The sequence below is a fragment of the Promicromonospora sp. NPDC050249 genome, from assembly GCF_040656015.1.
GTDB lineage: Bacteria > Actinomycetota > Actinomycetes > Actinomycetales > Cellulomonadaceae > Promicromonospora.
This window is the reverse complement of record NZ_JBFAKY010000041.1, coordinates 23630-44809: the sequence shown is the minus strand read 5'-3', so window position 1 is coordinate 44809 and position 21180 is coordinate 23630. Positions and strand designations below refer to the sequence as shown.

The 21180-nt window shown below is 72.7% G+C and carries 21 protein-coding genes; 3 read left to right on the top strand and 18 right to left on the bottom strand.

Translation table 11 applies throughout. The features are described 5' to 3' along the window. A partial coding sequence (locus AB0I32_RS24045) for a hypothetical protein (protein WP_357510650.1) occupies positions 1 to 213 on the top strand: 213 nt, incomplete at its 5' end. Positions 214 to 225: 12 nt separating this feature from the next. Here AB0I32_RS24045 and AB0I32_RS24040 read toward each other — a convergent pair. The 13 genes from AB0I32_RS24040 to AB0I32_RS23980 all read right to left on the bottom strand — a co-directional run bounded on the left by AB0I32_RS24040 (position 226) and on the right by AB0I32_RS23980 (position 12661). Further along, entirely contained in the window at positions 226 to 1401 is a 1176-nt protein-coding gene (locus AB0I32_RS24040) for a hypothetical protein (protein WP_357510648.1), read from the bottom strand. 133 nt (positions 1402 to 1534) lie between these two features. Further along, positions 1535 to 2185, bottom strand: a complete 651-nt coding sequence (locus tag AB0I32_RS24035; RefSeq protein WP_357510646.1) for a pilus assembly protein TadG-related protein — start codon at positions 2183 to 2185, stop codon at positions 1535 to 1537. Positions 2186 to 2187: 2 nt separating this feature from the next. After that, positions 2188 to 3723: an OmpA family protein gene (locus AB0I32_RS24030; protein WP_357510644.1), complete on the bottom strand. Its 1536-nt coding sequence runs from the start codon at positions 3721 to 3723 to the stop codon at positions 2188 to 2190. A 25-nt stretch (positions 3724 to 3748) separates the two neighbouring features. Further along, complete coding sequence (locus AB0I32_RS24025; protein WP_357510642.1) at positions 3749 to 3994, bottom strand: hypothetical protein; 246 nt, start codon at positions 3992 to 3994, stop codon at positions 3749 to 3751. 67 nt (positions 3995 to 4061) lie between these two features. After that, the gene (locus AB0I32_RS24020) at positions 4062 to 4745 is read right to left on the bottom strand and encodes a response regulator transcription factor (RefSeq protein ID WP_357510640.1); all 684 of its coding nucleotides are present in this window, start codon (positions 4743 to 4745) and stop codon (positions 4062 to 4064) included. Further along, positions 4745 to 5953 (bottom strand): ATP-binding protein, encoded by a 1209-nt coding sequence (locus AB0I32_RS24015; protein ID WP_357510638.1) that lies wholly within the window; start codon positions 5951 to 5953, stop codon positions 4745 to 4747. Before AB0I32_RS24015 ends, AB0I32_RS24020 begins: the two co-directional genes overlap by 1 nt. Beyond that, positions 5940 to 6821, bottom strand: a complete 882-nt coding sequence (locus AB0I32_RS24010) for a type II secretion system F family protein (protein WP_357510636.1) — start codon at positions 6819 to 6821, stop codon at positions 5940 to 5942. Before AB0I32_RS24010 ends, AB0I32_RS24015 begins: the two co-directional genes overlap by 14 nt. A gap of 1 nt (position 6822) precedes the next feature. Then, entirely contained in the window at positions 6823 to 7746 is a 924-nt protein-coding gene (locus AB0I32_RS24005; protein ID WP_357510634.1) for a type II secretion system F family protein, read from the bottom strand. Then, positions 7743 to 9080 (bottom strand): CpaF family protein, encoded by a 1338-nt coding sequence (locus AB0I32_RS24000; protein ID WP_357510632.1) that lies wholly within the window; start codon positions 9078 to 9080, stop codon positions 7743 to 7745. Before AB0I32_RS24000 ends, AB0I32_RS24005 begins: the two co-directional genes overlap by 4 nt. An 8-nt stretch (positions 9081 to 9088) precedes the next feature. After that, positions 9089 to 9475: a hypothetical protein gene (locus AB0I32_RS23995; RefSeq protein ID WP_357510630.1), complete on the bottom strand. Its 387-nt coding sequence runs from the start codon at positions 9473 to 9475 to the stop codon at positions 9089 to 9091. Continuing rightward, on the bottom strand, positions 9475 to 11127 hold the full coding sequence (locus tag AB0I32_RS23990; protein ID WP_357510628.1) for a hypothetical protein: 1653 nt from the start codon (positions 11125 to 11127) through the stop codon (positions 9475 to 9477). The genes AB0I32_RS23995 and AB0I32_RS23990 overlap by 1 nt, the downstream gene beginning before the upstream one ends. A gap of 2 nt (positions 11128 to 11129) precedes the next feature. Further along, complete coding sequence (gene cpaB, locus AB0I32_RS23985; RefSeq protein WP_357510626.1) at positions 11130 to 11837, bottom strand: Flp pilus assembly protein CpaB; 708 nt, start codon at positions 11835 to 11837, stop codon at positions 11130 to 11132. After that, positions 11834 to 12661, bottom strand: a complete 828-nt coding sequence (locus AB0I32_RS23980) for a hypothetical protein (RefSeq protein WP_357510624.1) — start codon at positions 12659 to 12661, stop codon at positions 11834 to 11836. The genes cpaB and AB0I32_RS23980 overlap by 4 nt, the downstream gene beginning before the upstream one ends. Before the next feature lie 126 nt (positions 12662 to 12787). Between AB0I32_RS23980 and AB0I32_RS23975 the strand changes: the two genes are divergently transcribed. Beyond that, on the top strand, positions 12788 to 13213 hold the full coding sequence (locus tag AB0I32_RS23975; RefSeq protein WP_357510622.1) for a DUF192 domain-containing protein: 426 nt from the start codon (positions 12788 to 12790) through the stop codon (positions 13211 to 13213). Here AB0I32_RS23975 and AB0I32_RS23970 read toward each other — a convergent pair. Continuing rightward, positions 13200 to 15671, bottom strand: a complete 2472-nt coding sequence (locus tag AB0I32_RS23970; RefSeq protein WP_357510620.1) for a hypothetical protein — start codon at positions 15669 to 15671, stop codon at positions 13200 to 13202. The genes AB0I32_RS23975 and AB0I32_RS23970 overlap by 14 nt on opposite strands. Positions 15672 to 15835: 164 nt before the next feature. Beyond that, the gene (locus tag AB0I32_RS23965; RefSeq protein WP_357510618.1) at positions 15836 to 16297 is read right to left on the bottom strand and encodes a MerR family transcriptional regulator; all 462 of its coding nucleotides are present in this window, start codon (positions 16295 to 16297) and stop codon (positions 15836 to 15838) included. A gap of 211 nt (positions 16298 to 16508) precedes the next feature. On the opposite strand from AB0I32_RS23965, the gene AB0I32_RS23960 reads away from it, so the two are divergent. Further along, positions 16509 to 18044, top strand: coding sequence for a sigma-70 family RNA polymerase sigma factor (locus AB0I32_RS23960; protein WP_357510616.1), 1536 nt, complete (start codon positions 16509 to 16511; stop codon positions 18042 to 18044). An 80-nt stretch (positions 18045 to 18124) separates the two neighbouring features. Here AB0I32_RS23960 and AB0I32_RS23955 read toward each other — a convergent pair whose 3' ends face one another. From AB0I32_RS23955 to chrA, 3 genes are all read right to left on the bottom strand, one after another. Beyond that, complete coding sequence (locus AB0I32_RS23955; protein WP_357510614.1) at positions 18125 to 19108, bottom strand: hypothetical protein; 984 nt, start codon at positions 19106 to 19108, stop codon at positions 18125 to 18127. Positions 19109 to 19299: 191 nt separating this feature from the next. After that, entirely contained in the window at positions 19300 to 19596 is a 297-nt protein-coding gene (locus tag AB0I32_RS23950; protein WP_357510612.1) for a hypothetical protein, read from the bottom strand. A gap of 147 nt (positions 19597 to 19743) precedes the next feature. Next, positions 19744 to 21135 carry a chromate efflux transporter gene (gene chrA / locus AB0I32_RS23945; RefSeq protein ID WP_357510610.1) on the bottom strand — a complete coding sequence of 464 codons (1392 nt, stop codon included), beginning with the start codon at positions 21133 to 21135 and terminating at the stop codon, positions 19744 to 19746. Positions 21136 to 21180 lie beyond the last annotated feature (45 nt).

The following is a 21180-nucleotide window of genomic DNA, read 5'->3' as shown; positions in this document are numbered from 1 at the left end:
TACGCCGAAGCGCTGCTGCGCCGCGCGCGCACGCAGTCCGAGCTCAACTCGTTCATCACCATCGATGAAGTGGCCGTTCTACTCGCAGCAACACACCCCGCCGACGTGACGTCCCCCCGAGCTACCGGCGCACGATCAGGTCGCCGGCTCGACCGCCGTCGGCGTCCGCCCGCGATGCGGACCAGCTCGTCGAACCTCGTGGGGCCGCGCTGATCACCGCGGTCATTACACGTCCCGGAACTCCACCTCCGGGTACTCGACCACCGGGCCGTCCAGCAGCGGTGCGGCCCGGCCTCGCAGGTGGCGGTCCAGGAACGCGCCGACGTAGGCGTTGGTGATCTCGACGCCGCGCTCACCACCGACGAACCCGCCCGGCCCCGGCACGCCGAGCTGGTCGAGGAACATCAGCTGGTCGGTGAACGACCCGTGGTTGGCCGTCGGGACCTGCAGCCACAGGCCCGTAGCGCCCAGGCGAGCCCGGTTGTCCGGCCAGTCCGTCCCGTCGCTGGCGCCCGGCTCGTGCGAGGCGCTGCCCAGCATGAGGAAGGGCCGGTCCATCCCGGACCCGGGAAAGTCCACCTGGAAGGTGCCGTCCATGTTGACCCCGGCGTCCACGCGCCGGTCGTCGACGATCGCCGCCGCGGCGGCCGCGCCACCGATCGAGTGGCCGACGACGGCGATGTGCCGCGCGTCGACGACCGGTCCGTGCCGCCAGAGCCGGCCGTGCGTCAGCTCGTCCAGGACGAAGTCGATGTCGAGGGCGCGACCACGCGTGACCCACGCGCCGACCTCCGCGCTGTTCTCCCGCTCGCAGAGCAGGCAGGGGGCGACCGTGCCGTCGGGGAACTCGATGGCACGGGCCTCGTACGTGTGGTCGACGCCGGCCACGACGTACCCGCGGGACGCGAGGTCCTCGGCGAGCGAGCTCAGCGACTCCCGGCTGAGACCGGCGCCCGGCGACAGCACGACGAGCGGGCGTCGGCCCGGCAGCGCCGGGGCCCGGTCGTAGGAGTGGGTTTCGACGGTCGTCAGGATGTCCGAGGGCACCGGCAGGTTCGCGCTCGCGACGATCGCCGCCGAGACCGCCTCCGTCGTGTACGGCGTGGGCTCGCCGTACGGCACCGCCGGGTACCAGACGGACACCATGAGCTCTCGGCGCCGCTCGGGCCGCCACGGGTCGGCGCGGTCCTCGTCGACGAGGTGGACCGGCGTCATGCCGACGGGGTACTGCCCGGTCGGTGCGGGCAGGGAGAGGGCCGGGGTTTCGTCAGACGACGGCGCGGTGGCCGACGTCGGGCCGGCCACCGCCGAGCTGGCCGCCGCGCTGGGTGCGACGACCGCCGTGCAGGCCACGAGGGCCGTCGCGACGAGTGCGGACGGGACAAGTCTGGGTGTCTTCATGTGGAGGTTATTTCACGGCGCTGACCTGCGAACCAAGGGTTCTCGGGAGGTTCCAGGGACAAGCCAGGGAAGCCCCTGAGCGCGTCGTCAGTGTCTCTGCCCAAGGGATTCGCCGTGCGCATGCCGATGCGGCTCAGCCCACGAGCACCACGGCGCTGGAGTAACCCTCCACCTCCGGCGGGGTCCAGTCCTCCTCGTCGTCGCCCTCGTCCGGCTCTTCCTCGTCGCCGTCCGGCTCTTCCTCCCCGTCGTCCTCCGGCTCCGTCAAGCACAGCCCGTCGATCAGCCAGCCCAGGCCGTCGCCGTCCACGCACAGACCGCCGCGCAGCGTGATGCCCGCGGTCGCGGACGCCGTCGAGCGGAGGTCGGTACCCGGGACCGCGTCCATGTGCCGCACCTCGACGGTCACCGTGAGCCGCGCCGGGTCGATGTGGGGCGGCCCGACCAGCTCGGCGCCGTTGTTCTCCGCGTACGCCTCGGCCGCCTCGCGCATCTCCTCCTCGAGCTCCGGGCCCAGCAGGGCCTCCTCGGCGAGCTCCCAGAACGCCTCGGGCTCCGAGACTCCGAGGTGCAGGCCGTGCAGCAGGCCCAGGTGCTCGTCCCACTCCTGGGTGGCGGCGAGCGCAGCGGCGTCGGCGGCGGTGCCGGCCTCGCGGCGGTCGTTCGTCGCCGAGCCCACCATGGTGATGACCAGCACCGCGACCGTCAGCATGCCGACGGCGACGGGGATGGTCATGACGTGCATGGATCCGCGCTCGCGGTCCTCCGGCGTGGTGCGTGCCATGGTCAGTCTCCCGTGGGCGAGGTGGTCACCGGCACGTCGGTGATCCGGAACCGGTCCGGGGCATCGACGGTCACTGCGTCCTGGCCGGTGTCGGGCCAGACGACGGTGATCGTCGTCGACCCGCCATGGTCCAGCGGCTTGATCTCCTCGTCGCCGAGCAGCCGGCGCAGCACGAACCCGCCGGACCGCTCCTCCTCGACGTAGTCGAACGGCAGCACCCGCTCCTGCGCGCCGAGCAGCGAGAGGTTGTGCGGGCCGGCGAGGTCGCCCAGGACCCCGAACCTTCTGTCGCCGATCTGCTCCAGGTAGGAGGGCAGGAACCACGCGACATCGATGGTCGAGCCCTCGGTGCGCTCGGCGACGAGCGTGCCGACGATCGCGCCGGGCCGGCGCACCATCGACTCGACCGCGACCGTGTACTCGCCGCCGCTCGTGGCGATGGTGACGGCGCCGTTCTCCGCCGTCGGCACGTCGGCGTCCGGCACGTCGGTCCCATGGCCCGCCTCCACGACGAGGTGGCCCTGGAACTCGATCTCGACGCGGCGGTTCGTGGCGCGGGCTGCGGGGCTCGTGCCCTCGGCGACCGGCTCGTCCTCGCCCCGTCCCTCCTCGGTCACCACGAAGCCGTCGCCGAGCCTCGCGCGCAGCCGCTGAGCGACGGACTCGGCGCGCCGTTCCGACAGCGTCTGGTTGTAGGCGTCGGTGTCGACGTCGTCGGTGTGTCCCACCACGTGTACGTCGCCGTCGTCCGCCTGCTCCCGGATGGATGTCGCGGCGCGGTCCACCACGCCGCGTGCCTGCCGCGAGAGCACGTGCTGGTCGGAGTCGAAGAGCACGTCCGAGGCCAGCGTGACGGTGACGTCGTCGTCCTCGGCGGACGTCGCGGACCCGGCGTCGTAGGCACGGGTGAAAGCGCGGAGCTTCTTGGTCTCGGCCTCGCCGACGCCGCCCACCTGGTCGACGGCGTCCTGGAAGCCGTCTCCCGCGGGGACGACGGGTACCGTCACTGCGCCGAAGCCGGGAAGCAGCACGTCCACCGCGTCACTCCCAGGAGCCGCGAAGACGGCGACGGCAGTACCCGTCAGGGCGCCGTCCTCCACCCACTCGATCGCGGCCGCCGGGGACCCGCCGGGTGCGTACGCCACGGGGTGGACGAGGCCTGCACCTGTGTCGACGAGGCGGACGCCCCTGCCGTCGGTGCCCGCGCTGCCGAGCCCGCCCAGGTTGAGCACGACGGTCGAGAACGAGGGCGGGTCCGACGGGTCGGCCGCCGTCGCGCCGAACTCGTACCGCAGGACCGCCAGCTCGCCGTCGGCCTCGACGGGACGCACGTCGAAGCGCACGCGTGCGCCGTGCCACTCCCGGTCGACGGACACGACCTCGCCCGGAGGCGGGGAGCCTCCGGGCGAGGTGGGCGACGCCGATGCGCCGGGCGAGGACTCGACGACCGGGCCGGGCCCGTCCGTGCCGAGGAGCCCGCAACCTGCCGACAGGCTCACCAGACCGACGGCGAGCAGTGTGACCAGGGCCCGGCGCATCGACACCTCCGTTGTCTCGGGTGGATCAGGGGGCGGGGGCGCCGCCACCGATGTTGTTCACGGCGGTCGTGAGCTGGGTCAGGATCGCGGTGCCGACGGGCGTGGCGCCGGCCACGACGGCGCCGACGATCGCCACGACGACCAGGATGATGCCGACGTACTCCACGGAGCCCTGTCCGCGCTCGTCGTCGCGCGCCTGCCGCGCCACGCGCGCGGCGTAGGCCTTGAGCGTCACCTGTGCGGCGACTGCCTTCTCGGTCAGCGTGTTCATGGTGTCCTCCACGTAGGGTCTTCAGGTTGCCGACCGCGGGTCCGGGACCGCGGCCATGCCAGCAAAGTTACGGAGCGGCGGGTCGCGCGCCCAGGGTGCGCGGCCCCACCCGGGGGCCCGTTCTTCCTGGGCCCACGGCACTACCCGTGTCCGGGTCCCGCTGGAGCCAGCGCACGATGGCCTGGCTCCGCGTGGTGACACCAAGCTTGGCGAACAGGCTGTTCACGTGGTTCTTCACGGTCTTCTGGGAGATGAACAGGCGGGCCGCGACCTCTCCGTTCGACAGGCCGTCGGCGACCAGGTCCATCACCTCGGCCTCCCGCCGGGACAGCAGGTCCCGCACGGCCGGGCCCTGGGCGGGGGCGGCCGGTGCGGGCGCCACCCCGGAGACCACCTGGCTCCCGTTCCGGCACAGCCGGATCGCGTCCACCATCGCCTCGGGCTCCAGCGCGCCGTGCACGAGGTACCCCGCAGCCCCCGCGGCGAGCGCCTCGGACACCGTCACAGGGTCGTCGGTGTGCGTCAGCATCACGACGGTCGCGCCGGCGAGCCGGGGCAGCAGCTCCAGCCCGCTCGTCCGCGGCATCCGCACGTCCAGCAGCACGACGTCGACCCGGCCGGCGTGCACGTGCGCCACTGCCTCGTCGGGGTCGCCCGTGTCGAGCACCGACGTGACCCCGGGCGCGCCGTCCAGCAGCGTCCGCAGGCCCATCCGGATGATCGGGTTGTCGTCCACGGCGAGGATGCGCATCAGACCACCTCCGCCACGGGCCGGGGACCCACGCCGGCGGGTTCCCTGGGCAGCACGACGCGGACGACGGTCCCGCCGTCCGGCCCAGGCGCCCAGGTGGCGTCGCCGCCGCACAGCTCCGCCCGTTCGCGGACGCCGCGCATCCCGTACCGGCCGCCGCCGGACGCCCCGGTGCCGAGCCCCACCCCGTCGTCGGCGACCACGAGCTCCACCACGCCGTCCGCCGCGGTCACGGCGATCTCGACGCGCGAGGCGTCCGCGTGCTTGCGCACGTTCTCCAACAGCTCGGTCACCAGCGCACGGACGTGGCTCACGCGGCGCTCGGCGGCCGCGCCGTCCACCCCGGGGCCGACGTCGACCGCCGCCGGGATCCCGGTCCGTCCCGTCCAGCGGCGGGCGATCTCGGTCAGGAGCCCGGCCACGCCGTCGTGGTCGTCGCGCAGCTCGCCGAGCGCCCGCCGGGTGTGCTCGTGCACGGTCCGGACGGCGCCGCTGAGCCCGCGAGCCACCTCGACGGTGCCCGGCGCGGCGCCCTCCCGGCCCAGCCGGTCGGCCAGCCCGTGCGCGGTCAGGGCGAGCCCGGCGAGGTCGCCCGCGACCGTGTCGTGCAGGTCGCGGGCCAGGCGCAGCCGTTCGGCCAGGGCCGCCTGGTCCGCGCGTGCTGTCGCCAGTTCTGCGGACAGGATCGCCTGACGTCGCATCCGCCGCCCGAGCTGGGTCCCGGTCCAGGCCATGATGATGGTGAGGCCCGCACCGGCGCCGCCGGTGACCACCCCGCGCCAGCCGTCGTCGTACGCAGTGAGCTGGTAGAGGCACAGGGGCGCGGCCATCACCAGCGCCAGCCACAGGCCGGCGAAGAGGCCCCAGAGCGCGGCGGTCGCCGCGGCGTAGACCGCCATCAACGGCGAACCGGCCAGCGACAGCAGGGCCACGACGGCAACTGCGGTGTCCGCCGCCAGCAGGATCCCGTTGCGGGCGTAGACGCGGCCGCGGCTCTCCCAGTTCAGCGCGGGCACGAACGAGAAGGGGGCGGCGAGCAGCACGAGGAACACACCGAGCCAGCCCGCGCCGTCGAGCAGGGCCAGCACCAGGGCGAACGCCAGGATCACGAGCCGGATCTGGCACAGCAGCCGCACCGCGGGGCCGATGGCACGCTGGGTCAGCGCGTCCATCGCGTGCGGCGGGCTCAGCCGGTCAGAAAAGGTCACCGAGGACCCCCGCGTTCGCGATGAGCACGGCCGACACCATCAGGATCAGCGCCCCGGGCAGGATGGTCATCGTCACGGCCAGCGAGACCATCGGCGCGGCCCGGGCCGCGCGCTGGCGCACGGTCTCCGCGTGCTCGCGGCGCACGTCGGAGGCGATGTCCGTGAGCGCGTCCGCCAGCGGCACCCCGAGTTCCTCGGCCTGCAGCAGCGCCGTCACGAACGTGCCGACGGTGGCGGACCGGTTGCGCTCGCGCAGGGCCACGAAGGTCTGCCGCCGGGACGCGCCCACGTTCATCTCCTGCAGCGCGGTGCGCATCTCGGCGGCCAGGGCGCCACCGTGCAGGTCGCACACCCGCTCGAGGGCCTGCCGGAAGCCCAGGCCGGCGGTCACCGTCACGCTCAGCACGTCCAGGAAGTCGGGCAGCTCGGCGTCGATCTGCCGCCGGCGCCGGTTCGCCTCCATGACCAGCCACAGCCTCATCCAGCCGCCCAGCGCCACCGCCAGCGGCGCGCCGACCAGCCACAGCCCCTGGAGCGTGAAGAACAGCCCGAACAGCAGGCCGAACAGGACGAGCGCCGCCTCGCGGCGCACGAACATCGTCAGCGTCACGCCCTCCGGCCGGCCCGCCCGGCGGATCGCGGTGTCGAGCCGCTGCAGGCGCTGCCGCCCGTGCAGCCGCACGGCCGGCGCGAGCAGGGGCGCCCCGACACGGTCCAGCACGACGACGAAGCCGCGCTGCCTCGGTTCCGCGTCCGGCGCGTACTCGGCCTCGACGTCCTCCAGCCCGGTGCTGGTCAGCAGCCGGCCCGAGGCCATCCCGAACACCGCCAGCAGGGCGGCGGCCACCGCGATCAGGAGCTCCGGCACGTCACACCTCCACCTTCGCCAGACGACGGACGAGCAGGTACCCGACGACGAAGAGCCCGGTCGCCACGAGCAGCACCACCTGGCCCGCCAGGTTGGTGATCATCACGTCCACGACGCCAGGGCTGAACGCGTTCATCAGCGCCACTGCCCCGAACGCCAGGAAGATCACCGTGTACCCGGAGAACTGCGCGCCCATCGTGGCGGTCACCACCTCGCGCCGCAGCCGCCGCCGCTCCTCCAGCGTCTGCCCGATCCCCGCCAGGGCGGTCACCAGCTCGCCGCCCGAGCGTCCCTGGATCGTGAGCGTCTGCACGAGCACCGACAGCTCCCGGGACGGCAGCCGCTCGCTCAGGCTCGCGAGGGCGTCCCCCATCGAGCGGCCGACCGCCATCTCGGCACCGACCTGCGCCACCTCGGACGCCGCGGGCTCGGTCATCTCCTGCGCCGCCATCTCGAGCGACCGGCGTACGGCCAGCCCGGCCGACGCACCGTTCGCCAGCAGCCGGGCCAGCTCCGGGAGCTGCGCCACGAACCGGTCCACGCGCTGGTCGCGCCGCCGGTCCAGCCAGCGCCGGGCGCCGACGGCGACGAGCACCACCGCGAGCCCCGCCGTCGCCCAGCCGAACAGCGGCAGGACGATCAGGCCCGCCACGACCGCCCCGGCGCACGCGGCGGTGAGGAACAGCGACGGCGACCACGTCGGCAGGCCCGCCCCGGCAAGCAGCGCCACCAGGCGCTGGCCCCACCGGGCCCGGGTCAGCCGCTCGTCGAGGCGGGCGAACACGGAGACGCCGGCGAGCCGGTCCAGGTCGGCGGTCTCGACCATGCGCCGCTCGGTCTCGGCGTTGCTGACGAGCGTGGCCACCGTCGCGGCCGCCATCAGGAGCGTGACCAGCAGGCCCAGGGCGATGAACAGGACGGTCACCGGGCACCGCCGGAGGTCTCGACAGGCCCGGCCACCGAGGGCACCGCGGGCTCGACCGCCTGGGGCAGCGTCTCGCCGGCGCGCTGCAGCCGCTCCACCAGCTCCCGCGGAGCTGCGGAGCGGACGAACTCGCCGCTCACCGTGCGGTCGGGACCGATCGGGTCCGCGACGAACCGCATCAGCGGCGTCAGCGCGTACTCCTCGCGCCGCTGCGAGGTGACCGCCTGCACCTCGATCACGCGGCGGGAGCCGTCCTGCGCCCGCTCCAGGTGCACCACCAGGTCGATCGCCGAGTTGATCTGGTCGCGCAGCGTCGCGGCCGGCAGGTCGAGCTCGCTCATCGAGGCGAGCGTCTCCAGCCGGCCGAGCGCATCGCGCGCGGTGTTGGCGTGCACGGTGGCCACCGAGCCGTCGTGGCCGGTGTTCATCGCCTGCAGCATGTCCAGGGTCTCGCCGCCGCGGACCTCGCCCACGATGATCCGGTCGGGCCGCATACGCAGGGCGTTGCGCACCAGGTCGCGGATGGCGACGGCGCCCCGCCCCTCCACGTTCGCCGGACGCGACTCCAGCCGCACCACGTGCCCCTGCTGCAGGGACAGCTCAGCGGCGTCCTCGATCGTGACGATCCGCTCGTGCTCCGGGATCAGGCCGGACAGCGCGTTCAGGAACGTCGTCTTTCCCGAGCCCGTGCCACCCGAGACGACGATGTTCAGCCGCGCCCGCACGCACGCGCCCAGCAGGCTCGCCGTGCTCAGGTCCAGGGTGCCGCGGTCCACGAGCTCGCCCATCCGGAACGGCGTCGGGAACCGGCGGATCGTCAGCGTGGGCCCGTCCAGCGCCAGCGGCGGGATGATCACGTTCACGCGCTCGCCGCTGGGCAGACGCGCGTCCACCATGGGCGAGGACTCGTCCACGCGGCGGTTCACCTGCGACACGATCCGGTCGATGGTCTGGTAGAGCTGCTCCACCGACGCGAACCGGGCGGGCACCCGCTCCACCTTCCCGTACCGCTCGATGAACACGTCGTGCGGGCCGTTCACCATGATCTCGGTGATGGACTCGTCAGCCAGCAGCGGCTCCAGCACGCCGAGCCCGAGCGCGTCGTCGGTGATCCGCTGCACCAGCGCGCTGCGCTCGCGTGCCGACAGCACCGGTCCGTCCACGGACAGGATCCGGGACAGCACCCGCTCGAGCCGCACCCGCCGCTGGGACGGCGAGAGCCGGGCGAGCTCGTCGACGTCGATCTCCTCGAGCAGCCGCTCGCGGTACATCTTCGCGAGGTCGTGGTCCTCGCCGTGCCGTTCGTCGGCGGCGAGCCGGTCACGTAGCGCCATGTCGGTCCTCAGTCCTCGATCGGGAACACAGCGGTCCTGGTCAGCGAGACGTCGACGAGCTCCATCCCGGCGAGCCCCAGCGGGGCCGCGACGGTCACGCGTACGCGCGCGGCGCCGTCGACGACGATTGGGTCCACCTCTCGCAGGTCGAGCCCCTCGGGGACGGTGCGCTCCACCACCGCCTGCCAGTCCTGGCCCAGGCTCAGGGCGCGGGCGCCGTTGCGGGCTGCCTCCTGCGCGATCGACGCCGTCTGCGCCACGGTGATGCCCTGGATCGACAGGAGCGCCACGAGCACGATCGTGAACACGATGCCGACGAGCTCGACGCTCGCCTGTCCACGTTCGCATGCCGGTCCGTGCACGCGGCGCCGTCCGTGCTCGCGGCGGGGCCCCATCAGCCCTCCCGGTAGACGGCGGCCGACGACGACGCGGACAGGTCCACGCCCGGGACGAGCGTCGAGACGGTCACCCGCACGCTCACCGTGTCGGCCAGGACCTCGATGTCCGAGTCACTGACCGTCGCCCGCAGCGCGTCCGGCAGCCGTTCCCGCACGTCGTCGCGGACCTGCTCGACCACGTCGTCCCGGCGTATGCCCCCCGCGTCGTAGTACCCGAGGACGCCGACCGTGCGTGCCCCCTCCTGCGCGGCGGCGCGCGCCGCCAGCAGGCCGGAGGCCCACCCGATGCCCTGGACGCACAGCACCAGCAGCATGAGCACCATGAGGATGACCACGGGCAGCTCGACCGTGGACTGGCCCGCCTCGGGGTCCGAGCGGCCCGGCCGCCGGCGGCGCGTTCGCCTCCGCCCGGCACCTTCTGCCCCGCCTGCCCTCCGCACCGACCCGGCGACCAGCGACTCCACCTCGGTCGGCCCGTCCGGTGTGCTCTCGTGCGCGGCCCCGGCGTCCCGCCGGAGCGCGGCGACGCCGGCCTTGGCGACGGCCGCGTGCACGGCGGTGGGCGTCTCCAGCAGCGTGGCGGTGTTGACGGCCCCGGAGAACGCTGCCCCGCCGTCCGGCACCGTGAACGCGACCGGGCGCTCCACTATCCGTTCCACCAGCGCCGGCGTCACCTCGTCGCGTGACGTGCGACGGTTGAGCACCAGCTCGACCGTCGCGGGCCGTCTGACCGCCAGCCGGTCCCACTGCGCCAGGGTGCGCCGGGCGGCGCGCAGGGCCGGGAGGTCCGGAGTGGTGACCAGGAGCACGCGGTCCGCGAACTCCAGCGCCGTGGCACGCGGCTCGTCGAGGTGCGCGCCCACGTCGATCACGGCCAGGCCGGACTCGAACCGGAGGGCGTTCACCACCGACCGGACCGCGCCCGGCGTCATCTCCTCGCCGCGCTCCCCCTCGCTCGGGGCCGGGAGCAGGCGGACGCCGCCCGGCACCTCGTACGTGGTCTCGCGGAGCATGCGCCCGGTGACCTCACCCTCGACGGCGGCGAGGTCGACCACCGACCGGCGGGTGCGCACTCCCGTGTACGCGGTCAGGTCGCCCGCCCCGAGGTCCAGGTCGACGAGGATGGTGTCCCTGGCCCGCCCCGCCCGGGCGAGCAGCAGTGCCAGCACGGACGTCCCGACGCCGCCCTTCGCCCCGGCCACGGCCACCACCTGGCCGCTGCGGCCGCCGTTGCGCTCCGCGGCGATCGAGGCGCGGGCCGTCGCCGACCACGACGCCACCGCCTCCAGCCGGGTCAGCACCTCCTCGAGGCCCGCGTTCCGCGCGATCACCGACCGTGCCCCGACCTCCATCGCCAGGGCCATGGCCTGGCTCATCTCGGCCGGGCTGTGGGCGTCGACGACCATCACGATGCCGGTGAGCGGACTGGTCAGGCCGACGGTGCGGGCCACCGCGTGCCCATGCCCGTCGTCGGCCGCCTCGTCGACGACGACGATCCCGATGTCCGGCTGCCGGTCGAGCGCCGTCAGCACCCCGGCACCGTCGGACACCGCGGCAGCGAGCTCGAATCCGTCGGACTCGGCGAACACGTGGCCCAGATGGTCCCGGACCTCGTGCGACGGCGTCGCCAGCAGCACCTTGGTCACCATGGTCAGTCCCGTCCCTCGGGGATCGTGCCGTCATAGACCCGCTGCTCGGCCGGCAGCAGGTCCTCGTCGCCCGCGCCGCGCAGGGCGAGGCGCAGCTTGACGGAGAAGGACTCGACGTAGGCGAGGGTCAGCGCGTCCTGGGTGCTCAGCGCGAACGTCACCGGCAGGCCGCTGGTCGTGGTGGACAGGTCGTCAGGATCATCGACGGTCCGCGGGAGGCCGACCTCGAGGACCAGCACGTTCGAGACCCACACCCGGGAGACCGGCCGCACGTCCCCGCTGCCGCCCATGGTGGCGATGATGTCGACGTGGTCACCGGGCTCGACCTTGCCCGCCACGCCCGTCTCGGCGTCCACGAGGATGGCGACCTCGCGGAACCCCGGCTGCACACCCGGCCGCTCGACCAGCATTCCTGCCTGCAGCATCGAGCCCTCCTCGTAGGCGGTGGCCGCGACGAGGTCGGCGGTGTCCGCCACGTCCCGCACCGCTGTGTCGGGTGCCCAGCGCTCCGGGACGCTGACCAGGTCCAGCATCGACTCGTCGACGGGCTCCAGGGCATCCACCGACCGGTTGAGCTGGAGCACGGTCACCATGGGTCCCACCTGCGTGCTCACGGTGCGCACGTAGTAGAGGACGCCGACGAACACGGCGACGGCGAGCATCGAGGTGACGACGAGGAAGAACACTCCACGGCGCTGGCGCGGGTTCAACTGATCACTCCCAGGTTGTCGGGTTGGCTGTCGAGCACGGCCGGACCGGGCTGGTCGGGACGGAGAAGATCCGCGCGCGGGAGCCGGGCCCGCCGCTCCGTGACGCCGCAGAAGATGCAGGCCCCTGCGACGGCCCGCCCGCAGACGTCGCAGGCGCCCCAGCGGTACGAGGCGGACACGGCCGCGGCGACCGCCGAGCTCAGGGCTCCGACGACGGTCGAGGCCTCGAACCAGCGCGCCGCGGGCCAGCCCGGCAGGGCGCCGTTCAACGTTGTGTCAGGGCCTCGGTGGAGCAGGTCGCCACCATCGGCGGGCACCACGGGCCGGGCGGAGCGGGCCACGACGAGCAGGTCGCCGCCGTCCGGGAGCCCGAGACGTCCGCCGAACCGGCCCACGGTGCCCAGGACGGGGTCGACCACGAACGCCGTCCGCGGCAGGTAGCTGCCCGCGTGCTGGCGGAAAGTGGGCGCGGGCCGGTCCAGGCCGGCGACGCTGGAGAGGAGCACCCGGGTGGCCGTCCGGGCGAGCACCTCGGTGGCCACCGCCTGCGCGGCCGACGCCGTGAGCCCCTCGGTCGAGATACCGGCCAGCAGCACGGCCCACGCGGTGACCGGGGCGTCCACGTGCAGCAGGCCGATCCGCTCGGGTCCGAGGACCAGTCGGGCCGACCGGGCGACGTCGCGGGCGTCGTCGTCGCGGGTGGCGACCACCACGTCGTCAGCGAGCAGGCCGGCCACCGCGGTGAGCACCTCGTCCAGCGTGCGTCCGACCCGATGGACCGCCGGGTGCACGCCGTCGGGCGCGCCGATCGCGATCACCTGCACGGCTTTCCCCTCGTCAAGTGCTCCACCAGTGCCGCCCCCGCAGACGTTGACATCCTCACATTCAATTGGGACATATCCCCCTTATTGGTTGTCATTTTGACAAGAGTTCGTGGGGTGTTCACCGACATGCGCGAGCCTCTCCTCAGTGCCGCACAGGTCGCGCGGTCCGCGGTACGGAGCACGACGCTCGACGACGGGAGCGCACTGGTGAAGCAGGTCCGGCTCGTGGTGGACGGTGGCGCCGTCGTCAATGTCGAGGTCGCCGACACGGTGCTCACCAGGGCGCGCGGGCTGCTGTTCCGCGGCGCGCTGCCCGACGCGCTGCTGCTGCGGCCGTGCACCTCGGTGCATGGCGCGTGGATGCGTGTGCCGCTCGATGTCGCACTGCTCTCCGCCGATCTGCGGGTGCTGCACACGCAGGTGCTCCGCCCCTGGGGCATGACCCGGCCGCGCCGCGGCGTCACCCAGGTGCTCGAGGCCCCGGCCGGGAGCTTCGCCCGCTGGGGGCTGCGGCCGGACAGCCGCCTGACCCTCGGCCTCACCGCTGCTTGAACTTCACGACCTTGGTCTCGGGGTCGTAGTCGTAGATGCCGGTGAAGCCCCAGTTGATCCAACCGCCGTCCCCCTTGTTCTTGACCGTGCCGGAGTTCAGGGCGATCACGTCCATGCCGTCGACGGTGGCCAGGTGCACGAACCCGAACAGGTTGCTGAAGGAGAAGTTCTCGAAGTCCTTGACGACCAGGATGTTCTTGTCGGGAAAGGCCTTGGAGTACTCGTCCACCAGGGAGCGGACCCGGTCGGCCCGGTCGCCGGGCACGTCGCCGCTGTAGTTCGTGCCGGGGTAGGTGCCCTCGGTGTACATCGGCGACTCGTTGTCCACGTACTGCGCACCGAGGTCGTGCCGGGAGTCGACGCGGCTGGTGGGTGGGTCGGAGTAGTCGTTGCTGTAGTAGCCGTCGGGCATCTTGAAGTCCTTGGCCCGGCACTGCGGGGCGGGCGACGTGGTCTGCCTGTTGCCGTCCACGTCGGTCACCTCGAACGACGACTCCGACAGCGTGCGGGTGTCGTCGACCGTCGTGAACTCGACCTTGAACAGGTCAAGGCCCTCCCACTTGAGACCGAACCCGCCGCTCCCGGTGACCCGGTCCATGTCGTACTTCAGCTCGCGGACGTTGGCGTAGTCCTCGGCGGCCTCGTACAGCTCGCCGCCCTCCCCGTCCTCCCCGTTGATCTCGACGTCACCCTTGATGAGGTTGCCCTCGCGGTCGCGGGGGAAGATCTGGTCGATCTTGGGGCCGAGCGTGTCCCGCAGCTCCGGGTACTGCTCGAAGTCGATGATCAGCTCGCGCCTGGAGAGCGTGCCCTCCTCGCCTTGCGAGCTGTACCCACCGGTGACCTTGAAGCCGTACGGCAGCACGACGTCGACGTCGATGCCCGCCTTGTAGAGCGTCTTCATCACCTGGTCGTCCATGGCGATGATGAGGCGGGACAGCTTGCCGTCCTTGTTCCACACCACCGAGGTGCTGGTGGTGCCCTTCCACTCGGCGCCGAGCTGTCCCTTGCCCTTGACCGCGCCGTTGCTGTTCTTGGTGAACGGCTGCTTGCCCGACAGCTCGGCACCGATCAGGAACCCGCCGATGTCCGACGACGTGTAGGTCGCCTGCCGGCTGCCGTCGGACCACCGGCGGTCCTCGACCTGGACCTCACCCTCGTAGCCGCCCTCGACCGTGCCCTTCAGTGCGATGGCGCCGGTCTGCGGGCCCCACTTCAGGCCGCCCTTGAGCTTGACCTTCTTGATGTCGCTGTCGGCCTCGGCCAGCTCGTGGTGCTCGGGCTCCTGACCCCGCAGCTCCTCGGCCTGCTCGACATAGGGGTTCCTGCCGCAGCCGCCGGCCCACTGCTGCATGGCGCCGGAGCAGCTCTCCTGCTTGCCGTTGACCTCGTCGTACTTCTTGTACCAGTCGATCCAGTCCTGCGCCTTGCGCATGTCGGTGAACTCGTAGGTCTTGTCCTTCGAGTAGCCCGTGATACCGGCGATGTCGAACGCCACGGGCGTGCCGCCCACGTCGCTCCCGCTGACTCCGGCCCCCATCTCGACGCCGGTCAGGATGTGGATACGGATGCGGCCGTCACCCAGCTTCTCGATCAGCGTGCCGTTGCTGTTGCCCCAGCGGAAGAACAGGAACTGGACGTTCTCGCTCTCGACATGCCCCGTGGCCTCGATCACGCACGGCGGCTCCATGCTGGTGTACTTCGTGGTGACGCAGTTGGCCAGCTCGCCAGAGCGGGCCGCACGGTCCTTGCCGGGAGCCGCGTCCTCGTAGGCCTTCCACTCCTTCTCGCAGCCCTTGGGCACCGGCAGCTCGCGGCAGCCCACCTGCACCTTTGGCGGCGCGTCCTCGTCGAACTCCCCGCTGGTCGGCATCGTGTTGACGCAGCTCGGGTCGTTCGGGTCGTCCTTCGGGGGCCCCCAGCCGTTGATCACGCAGTCCGCGAAGTCCTGGATCTCCTCCTCCAGGTAGACGCGGTCCGCGCGCGGCCGGTCCTGGTGTCCCGCGGGCTGGTGCTCCTCCATGCAGTTCTTCGGGTTGGGATACCAGACACAGTTGATCTGCACGACCTCGGTGTCCTCCGCCGCCGCGGGGTTGTCCACGAGGTCGAAGGTCACGTCGTTCTTGCAGTCGCCCGACGGCGGGCCGTAGCCGTCCCCCTGCGACTCCTCGCCCCCGGGGTCACCGGTCGCGCTGGCGCAGGTGACCGTGCCCGGTTCCTCGCCCACCGAGTTCACCGCGCACACGAGCTGGTCACGGACGTCGGCCGCGACAGGCGCCACCGCGACGAACAGGAGCGCGACGAGCACGAGGAGGAACCCGACGACCGCGATGTACTCGGGCATGGCCTGCCCGGCCTCGCGGTCGGGGTGCGGCGGGCGGGCGCTGCCGGCCGGGCGCGGCCGGCCGGCACGCGGCGACGCGGTGCTACGGCGGCTCCGGGGCTCGGCACTGGTCACTCGCCCAACCTAGAGAGCGGACCCGCAGGTCACGACGGCCCGGCGGCCCAACTGTGCGCCCAGAACGACTGGGTCCCCGGGCCCAGTCGTGCCGTGCACCACGAACGGAGAGGAATGCAGGATGCTCTCTCCGCATGCTGGCGGCGGGCCTTACCGGAACGCGCTCAGCGGGCTCGGCGCAGGGGTTCGGCAAGGGACTGTCGGTAGCCGGCCCTTCCGTCGACGATGTCCTGGACGTGCGCACGGAAGTTGGGGCACGAGGTGATGTCGTGCGCGCGGCACTCGAGGGCATGGCGTGTCATCTCGCGGGACCGCTCCATGTCGGCCATCCGCCGCCCGAGGTCGGCGATGTGTTCCTCGAGGATCACGTGGCGGTCGTACGCGCCGCCGTCGAGCATCACGCGGATCTGCTCCAGGCTCATGCCCGCGGCCTTGCTGCGGATGATCGTGGCGACACGGAAGGCGTCGTCGGAGCCGTAGCGGCGCCGGCCGGCGCCGTCGCGGGCCGGGCTCAGCAGGCCCATCGCCTCCCAGTGGCGCAGCACGTGTGTCTCAAGGCCGAACCGCACGGCCAGGTCGCCCACTGACCAGATGGCCTGATCTCCGGGAACAGGAAGTGACTTCATGCCGCCATGGATTCACAGGCCGAGCATCGCCCGCAAGCCTTTGGGGGTGATACCACGGGTTGCCGCAGCCTTCCAATCTTCGAGATCACAAGCGCGGAACGGCGTTTCCGTATGCTTGAGCCGGTGGTGTTGGGCGGACGCCGCCGACCCGACCTGTTCCGGACCTTTCCGGGCCTTTCAATGACGAGCAGCTTTACGTGGGGAGCGTCGCGTGACCGCCACTGGTGACCTCCGGGTCGACTGGGTGGTGCATCGGCCCAACGTCGTACGCTCGGTCGCCGCGCGCGTGCCCGGCATCGACGCCGAAGAAGCCGCCAGCCGGGCCCTGGAAAAGATGGTCCGGATCGTGTCCACCGGCACCACCATCGAGGACCCCGCACCGTACTGGCGACGCGCGGCGGTCAACGAAGCCATCAGCATGACCCGCGAGGCCGGACGCGCCCACCCCGTCGAGGACGACACCCTCGACCGCCTCACACCACCCATCGCCGGAGCCGAGCTCGACGCCGAACGCCACGCCGACGTCACCATGCTCCGCACCGCACTCTCAGACCTCGCCGACGACGACCGGCAGCTCCTGCTCGAACGCCACGTCCACGACCGCGCGGTCGCCGACATCGCCACCCACCTCGGCGTACGGCCCCACGCCGTGACCATGCGGCTACGCCGCGCCGAAGAACGCCTCGCCGGCGCCTTCGCCGCAGCCCACGCCCAGGGCGTCAACGAACCCGAGTGCCGCACCACCCGCGCCGCCATGCACGACTACCTCAAGGGACGCCTCCTGCCCCGCCGGCAGCAGCGCCTCGAGGTCCACATGGACGGCTGCCCCGAGTGCACGCGGGCGTTCGTCGACGTCCGCGAGGTGTCCTGGATGCTCCGCGACCTCGGACAACACCTCGTCGCAGGCGGCTGGGCCACCGGAGCGGTCGGCACCGGCGCGATCGGCGTGGGCGCGATCGGCACCGGCGCGGTCGGTACCGGTGGCACCGCCGGTGCGAGCGGTGCACAGCCGCGTTCGTTCGGGAGGAAAGAGACCGCAGTAGCCGCCGGAGTTCTCGCCGTCCTGGCGGTCGGGGCGGGTGCGGCGGCGCTGATCGCCAACCAGGGCGACGAACCTCCGGTCCAGGCCGTCGAGGAGGCCGGGCCGCCCAGTCTCCCGGGTCCGCCGGAGCCACCCGCACAGGAGCGCCCCCCGACCATCCCGCCCGCAGACCCTGCGCCGCGCCCGGCCACCACGCCCAAGGAGGACGCCGTCCCGGCGCCGGATCCCGAGCGGAAGGCGGCCGAGCCGGAGCCGGCGGACGTCCCGCCGTCCGCTCCGGACATCGAGCCGGCCGTGGACCGACCCGCGCCACGGGCGCCCGCCGACAAGCCCGCCGCTCCGGCACCGGCTCCTGAGCCGAAACCCGAACCTGAGCCCAAGCCGCCGAGGCCGACCCCGCCGCCGGCTGTCGATCCCGGCGGGCCGCCCGGCAATCCCAGCAACCCCAATGGCCGGGGCCCCGCCAAGTACAACGACCAGGGTCCAGGGAACGGCAACGGGCGCGGCAACGGCCAGGGGAAGGGACAGGGACAGGGCAACGGACGCGGCAACGGTCACGACGACGAGCGCGGGAACGGCCAGGGCCACGGGAACCGTGGCGGCATCGGAAAGGGCAACGGCCGGAGCTCGGACCACGGCAAGCGGGACACGAGCGGGTTCACCGTCCCCGGCCTGCCCGCCACGCTGCTGGGCGGCATGGGCTGAACCGCTTGCGGGCTCGTCGTCTCGGCGGCCGGGTCTCGACAGGCTCGACCAACGGGGTGGGGTGGCGGCCAGCGGCTGGATCAGGGGTTCGGCTCACCGTCGAGCGCGCGCCGCAGCAGCTGCTCCCGCTCGTCGTCGAGCCTCCCCGAGGCCATCCTGGCCAGCGCGTCCCCCAGAGCCGCGACGCCGCCGTCGACGGCGGCCAGGTGGGCGATGACCGCGCCGAGCCGGTCCGGGTCCGCGACGGTGAGGTGGGGGGCCAGCGCACGGACCTGCGCGTCGTCGGCCAGCCGTCCGATCAGGTCTGTCGCGTTCGCGCGGACCTCCGGGGCCTTGTCGACCGCCAGGGTGGCGACGAGCCCGGCGTGCGCCTCCAGGTTCCGCCCGGCGAGGTCGAGGAAGGACCGTTTGCCCGCCGCGTCGAGCGCGGTCACCACACGCGCCAGGATGCCCGCGTGCCGCACCAGGAACGCATCGACCGCCGGGGTCAGGACCAGGCGGCGGCGCTGATCGCTCGTCCGGTCGCGGCGCAGCAGCACCTGGAGCACGACGGCGACCGCCGCGTCGTCGGGCAGCCCGTACTCGCGGACCACCTCGGACATGAGCTCGGGCGTCCAGCGGGCGAGCGTCTCCTCGACGTCTTCGCTCCCCCGGCACCCTCGGGCGCCCGCGGTGAGCCGGCCGACGTCGTCGACGAGGCGGACGAACCGTTCGGTGACGTCGGCGCCGTCGTCCTGGGACACGCTGGTCAGCAGCCGTCCGAACCGGGCGAGCACCGGAGCCGGAGCCGTCCGGTAGACCGCGCGGCGCGCGGCCTGTGCGCCGTCCTGGGTCCAGCCGGGGTGCGCGGCGGCAACCGCGTCGAGCCGCTCCTCGGCGGCGACGGCGTCCGGCCGCGCGACCAGCGCGACGTCGAGCGGCCGCTGGGTCGCGAGCGTGTGCAGCACGTGCGGCGCGGCGCCGTCGAGCACGTAGCCGACGGCGCGGTCGTAGAGCTCCGCGTGCACAGGTCTGAGGGGTGCCAGGCAGTCCCGCACCGCGTCCGACGTATCCAGCTCGCGCATCGCGCTCCGTCACCTTGGTTCTCACCGGGGGCTGACGCCGGCCCCACGGCTGGTGGTGACGGCGCCCCACTGTGCGCCTCCAGCACCGACGGTGACAAGGAAAAGCCGAACACGGATCTCAGGTGACGGGGAAGATCACGTCCTCCTGCCGTACGAGCGACCGAAGCCGCAGGAGGACGTGCCCGCCCGGATCAGTGCTCGTCGTAGTGGTCCCCGTGGACGGCGTGCTTGTGCCCGTCGTGGACGTAGTCCGTGTGGTCCTCGTGCGGAGCCGCCTCGTGCCCGCAGTCCGGGCCGTGCGCGTGCTCGGTCGCCGTGTGCTCGGCGACCGACTCGTGCTCGTCGTAGTGGTCGCCGTGCAGCGCATGGCGGTGCGTACCGTGCAGGAAGTCGACGTGTCCCTCGTGCTGTACCGCCACATGCCCGCAGCTCTCGCCGTGCTGGTGCTCGGCGGTCGTGTGCTCGGCGTGGATGTCGGTAAGACTCATGCGGCTGCCCTCCGTTGTGGCTGCGACACCGACGTCGGCGTCAACCCACATTTGCACGGGCCAGGGGTTCCTGCCGGGCCGTGGGGCGACTTCTGCGCTTTGTCCGGCGGCTCCGGAGTCCCGCGAGCGCGACGGCGCACACCGACGTCAGAGCAGGCCGGCGAGGCCGAGCGCGAGACCGAGCAGGGCACACACACCCAGCGTCCGCAGCACCGACCAGCGCACCACGAACAGCAGCAGCGCCGCGACGACGGCGATGCCCAGTGCGGCCGGCTGGATCGTGGTGAGGTCGGGGACGTCGAACGACAGCGGACCGGCGGTCCAGGGGTTCGAGGTGGCGAAGAGCGTGTGCGTGGTGAAGTAGAGGGCGAGGTTGGCGATGACGCCCACGACCGCCGCCGTGATGGCCGTGAGGGCGGAGCTCAGCGTCCGGTTGCCCCGGAGCCGCTCGACATAGGGCGCGCCGAGGAAGATGAAGAGGAACGACGGCACGAAGGTGACCCAGGTCGTCAGGAGCGCGCCCAGCACGGCCGCCGCCCACGGGTCGAGGTCGCCGGGGTTGCGGTAGGCGCCGAGGAACGCGACGAACTGCACGACCATGATCAGCGGCCCGGGCGTGGTCTCGGCCAGCGCCAGGCCGCGCGTCATCTCGCCGGGCGTGACCCACGCGTAGGTCTGCACCGCCTGCTGCGCGACGTAGGCCAGCACCGCGTAGGCGCCGCCGAACGTCACCAGGGCGCTGCCCGAGAAGAACAGCCCCTGCTGGGTGAACACGCTGTCGACCCCCGTCAGCAGCGCGACCGCGAGCACAGGGAGCGACCAGGCCAGGAGGCCCAGCACCAGGACGCGCAGCGCCCGGCGCCCGGACGGCTTCTCGGTGTGCAGGGCGTCGTCGGGGATGAGCGGGGCGGGACCGTCGGCCTGGTCGCTGCGCGGCTTGGTGGCGATCCAGGCCGGTGCGTAGCGGTGCACCAGCCACCCGATCACACCGGCGCCGAGCACGACGAGCGGGAACGGCACCGCGAAGAAGGTGAGCGCCACGAAGGCCGCGATCGCGAGGACCACGAGCGCAGGGCTGGTCAGGGCCCGCTTGCCCACCCGGAGCACCGCCTGGACCACGATGGCCAGGACGGCCGGCGCGAGGCCGGCGAACACCGCCGAGACCACGGTGGTCTCGCCGAAGGCGACGTAGATCGCCGACAGGAGCAGCAGCGCGAGCATCCCCGGCAGCACGAACAGGCCGCCCGCGACCAGGCCCCCGCGCCAGCCGTTGAGCAGCCAGCCCGTGTAGACGGCGAGCTGCTGCGCCTCGGGTCCGGGCAGGAGCATGCAGTAGTTGAGCGCGTGCAGGAACCGGCCCTGCCCGATCCACCGCTTCTCGTCCACGAGGGTGCGCTGCATGACGGCGATCTGCCCGGCCGGGCCGCCGAAGGTCTGCCACGAGATGGCGAACCAGGCGCGCACCGCGGTCCGGAAGGGGATCAGGTCTCGCGGTGGCGACGCGGCCGCAGAGGTCGCGCCGGTGTCGTCGTCGGTCATGTCACTCCTGGTCATGAGCATCTGGTCCTGGGTATCCGGTCGTCG

Coding starts and splice junctions, on each gene's coding strand:
- AB0I32_RS24000 (WP_357510632.1), bottom strand. CDS start 9,080: ATGGCGCTACGTGACCGGCTCGCCGCCGACGAACGGCACGGCGAGGAC.
- AB0I32_RS24030 (WP_357510644.1), bottom strand. CDS start 3,723: ATGCGCCGGGCCCTGGTCACACTGCTCGCCGTCGGTCTGGTGAGCCTG.
- AB0I32_RS23995 (WP_357510630.1), bottom strand. CDS start 9,475: ATGGGGCCCCGCCGCGAGCACGGACGGCGCCGCGTGCACGGACCGGCA.
- AB0I32_RS24020 (WP_357510640.1), bottom strand. CDS start 4,745: ATGCGCATCCTCGCCGTGGACGACAACCCGATCATCCGGATGGGCCTG.
- AB0I32_RS23990 (WP_357510628.1), bottom strand. CDS start 11,127: ATGGTGACCAAGGTGCTGCTGGCGACGCCGTCGCACGAGGTCCGGGAC.
- AB0I32_RS24035 (WP_357510646.1), bottom strand. CDS start 2,185: ATGGCACGCACCACGCCGGAGGACCGCGAGCGCGGATCCATGCACGTC.
- AB0I32_RS23975 (WP_357510622.1), top strand. CDS start 12,788: ATGCGCGAGCCTCTCCTCAGTGCCGCACAGGTCGCGCGGTCCGCGGTA.
- AB0I32_RS24040 (WP_357510648.1), bottom strand. CDS start 1,401: ATGAAGACACCCAGACTTGTCCCGTCCGCACTCGTCGCGACGGCCCTC.
- AB0I32_RS23965 (WP_357510618.1), bottom strand. CDS start 16,297: ATGAAGTCACTTCCTGTTCCCGGAGATCAGGCCATCTGGTCAGTGGGC.
- AB0I32_RS23955 (WP_357510614.1), bottom strand. CDS start 19,108: ATGCGCGAGCTGGATACGTCGGACGCGGTGCGGGACTGCCTGGCACCC.
- AB0I32_RS24025 (WP_357510642.1), bottom strand. CDS start 3,994: ATGAACACGCTGACCGAGAAGGCAGTCGCCGCACAGGTGACGCTCAAG.
- chrA (WP_357510610.1), bottom strand. CDS start 21,135: ATGACCGACGACGACACCGGCGCGACCTCTGCGGCCGCGTCGCCACCG.
- AB0I32_RS23950 (WP_357510612.1), bottom strand. CDS start 19,596: ATGAGTCTTACCGACATCCACGCCGAGCACACGACCGCCGAGCACCAG.